Annotated in this window: 2 rRNA genes; both read right to left on the bottom strand. The window is 51.8% G+C overall.

The features are described from left to right. Positions 1 to 87: 87 nt before the first annotated feature. A 5S ribosomal RNA gene (gene rrf, locus Y017_RS08025) occupies positions 88 to 203 on the bottom strand. Positions 204 to 402: 199 nt separating this feature from the next. Next, positions 403 to 3,293, bottom strand: a 23S ribosomal RNA gene (locus Y017_RS08020). Positions 3,294 to 3,467: the final 174 nt, after the last annotated feature.

Raw genomic sequence — 3,467 nt, 5'->3', positions numbered from 1 at the left:
GTTATAATTTGATTTTAGGCTGCCCGGACAGGCGCCAATAAAAAAACCCCCGCCACTGACGCGACGAGGGTTTTTCTGTATTTAAGAGCCTGACGATGACCTACTCTCGCATGGGGAAGCCCCACACTACCATCGGCGATGTACTGTTTCACTTCTGAGTTCGGCATGGGATCAGGTGGTTCCAATACTCTATGGTCGTCAGGCAATCTGGTTTGGTTTTCCTGATTAAATCAGGAGGACCAAATAGGTTGCCTTCCCGGTGTTTTACCTAGGTAAATACTGCACACCGGCAAAGCCAAATTGGGTAACGAGAAGTTTGCTATTCAACTGCAAGGTTAGTTATCTCTCACACCGTATCTTTGCGTTACCTGGCGATAAGCCGAGTAACTGCTTTGGTGTTATATAGTCAAGCCTCACGGGCAATTAGTACTGGTTAGCTTCACGCCTTACAACGCTTCCACACCCAGCCTATCAACGTTGTGGTCTTCAACGGCCCTTCAGGGGAATCAAGTTCCCAGGGAGATCTCATCTTGAGGGAGGCTTCCCGCTTAGATGCTTTCAGCGGTTATCCCGTCCGAACGTAGCTACCCGGCAATGCCACTGGCGTGACAACCGGAACACCAGAGGTTCGTCCACTCCGGTCCTCTCGTACTAGGAGCAGCTCCTCTCAAATCTCCAACGCCCACGGCAGATAGGGACCGAACTGTCTCACGACGTTCTAAACCCAGCTCGCGTACCTCTTTAAATGGCGAACAGCCATACCCTTGGGACCGGCTTCAGCCCCAGGATGAGATGAGCCGACATCGAGGTGCCAAACACCGCCGTCGATATGAACTCTTGGGCGGTATCAGCCTGTTATCCCCGGAGTACCTTTTATCCGTTGAGCGATGGCCCTTCCATACAGAACCACCGGATCACTAAGACCTGCTTTCGCACCTGCTCGACTTGTAGGTCTCGCAGTCAAGCACCCTTCTACCTTTACGCTCGTTGCACGATGTCCGACCGTGCTGAGGGTACCTTTGTGCTCCTCCGTTACTCTTTGGGAGGAGACCGCCCCAGTCAAACTACCCACCACACAATGTCCCCGATCCCGATAAGGGACCTAGGTTAGAACCTCAAACATGCCAGGCTGGTATTTCAAGGACGACTCCACAGTAACTAGCGTCACTGCTTCAAAGTCTCCCAGCTATCCTACACAAACAGGTTCAAAGTCCACTGTGAAGCTATAGTAAAGGTTCACGGGGTCTTTCCGTCTAGCCGCGGGTACACAGCATCTTCACTGCGATTTCGATTTCACTGAGTCTCGGGTGGAGACAGCGCCCCCATCATTACGCCATTCGTGCAGGTCGGAACTTACCCGACAAGGAATTTCGCTACCTTAGGACCGTTATAGTTACGGCCGCCGTTTACCGGGGCTTCGATCAAGAGCTTCGCCGAAGCTAACCCCATCAATTAACCTTCCGGCACCGGGCAGGCGTCACACCCTATACGTCCGCTTACGCGTTTGCAGAGTGCTGTGTTTTTAATAAACAGTTGCAGGGGCCTTTTCACTGCGACCGCCGATAGCTCAGAGAGCAAGTCTCATCACCTTCAGCGGCGTACCTTCTCCCGAAGTTACGGTACCACTTTGCCTAGTTCCTTCACCCGAGTTCTCTCAAGCGCCTTAGAATACTCATCCCAACCACCTGTGTCGGTTTGGGGTACGGTTCCTTATAACCTGAAGCTTAGAAGATTTTCCTGGAAGCATGGCATCAACCACTTCCCGGTCACAAAGGACCAGTGGTCTCGACTCTCAGCCTTAAGGTGCCGGATTTGCCTAACACCTCAGCCTACAGCCTTTCCCCGGGACAACCAACGCCCGGTAGGCATAGCCTTCTCCGTCTCTCCATCGCAGTTATAAGAAGTACGGGAATATTAACCCGTTTCCCATCAGCTACGCATTTCTGCCTCGCCTTAGGGGCCGACTCACCCTGCGCCGATTAGCGTTGCGCAGGAAACCTTGGTCTTTCGGCGTGGGAGTTTTTCACTCCCATTATCGTTACTCACGTCAGCATTCGCACTTGTGATATCTCCAGCATGCTTCTCAACACACCTTCACAGACTTACACAACGCTCCCCTACCCCGCATACATAGTATGCAGCCGCAGCTTCGGTATCCAGTTTGAGCCCCGTTACATCTTCCGCGCAGGCCGACTCGACTAGTGAGCTATTACGCTTTCTTTAAAGGGTGGCTGCTTCTAAGCCAACCTCCTAGCTGTCTGAGCCTTCCCACATCGTTTCCCACTTAACTGGAATTTGGGGACCTTAGCTGGCGGTCTGGGTTGTTTCCCTCTTCACGACGGACGTTAGCACCCGCCGTGTGTCTCCCGGATAGTACTCACTGGTATTCGGAGTTTGCATCGGTTTGGTAAGTCGGGATGACCCCCTAGCCGAAACAGTGCTCTACCCCCAGTGGTATTCGTCCGAGGCGCTACCTAAATAGCTTTCGGGGAGAACCAGCTATCTCCGAGCTTGATTAGCCTTTCACTCCGATCCACAGGTCATCCGCTAACTTTTCAACGGTAGTCGGTTCGGTCCTCCAATGCGTGTTACCGCATCTTCAACCTGCCCATGGATAGATCGCCCGGTTTCGGGTCTAATCCCAGCAACTAAACGCCCTATTAAGACTCGGTTTCCCTACGGCTCCCCTAAACGGTTAACCTCGCTACTGAAATTAAGTCGCTGACCCATTATACAAAAGGTACGCCGTCACCCCACATGGAGGCTCCGACTGCTTGTACGTACACGGTTTCAGGTTCTATTTCACTCCCCTCTCCGGGGTTCTTTTCGCCTTTCCCTCACGGTACTGGTTCACTATCGGTCAGCCAGGAGTATTTAGCCTTGGAGGATGGTCCCCCCACATTCAGTCAAAGTTTCACGTGCTCCGACCTACTCGATTTCACTTGATCAGACTTTCGGATACGGGGCTATCACCCACTATGGCCGGCCTTCCCAGACCGTTCTCCTAATCATTCACAAGCTTAAGGGCTAATCCGCGTTCGCTCGCCGCTACTAACGGAATCTCAATTGATTTCTGTTCCTACGGGTACTTAGATGTTTCAGTTCCCCGCGTTCGCCTCACATACCTATGGATTCAGTATGTGATACCTGCCTTATGACAGGTGGGTTTCCCCATTCGGAAATCTCCGGATCAAAGTCTGTTTGCCGACTCCCCGAAGCTTATCGCAGGCTACTACGTCCTTCATCGCCTCTGGCTGCCAAGGCATCCACCGTGTACGCTTATTCACTTGACTATATAACCCAAAACAGTCACCTCAAATCCGCCTCTCGACAAATCCTCAATCACCGCCCAGGTCTTTCATCGTGATAACGATTCACCATAAAGACACAAATGTCAGAGATAATATCTAACGCTTGCATTCTCATTGAATACTTGGACTTCTCATTTCCCAAATTGTTAAAGAGCT

It is taken from the genome of Alcanivorax sp. 97CO-5 (genome assembly GCF_000524665.1).
GTDB classification, from domain to species: domain Bacteria; phylum Pseudomonadota; class Gammaproteobacteria; order Pseudomonadales; family Alcanivoracaceae; genus Alcanivorax; species Alcanivorax borkumensis.
Note: the sequence above shows the minus strand (reverse complement) of the source record. Positions and strands in the feature narration are given on the sequence as shown.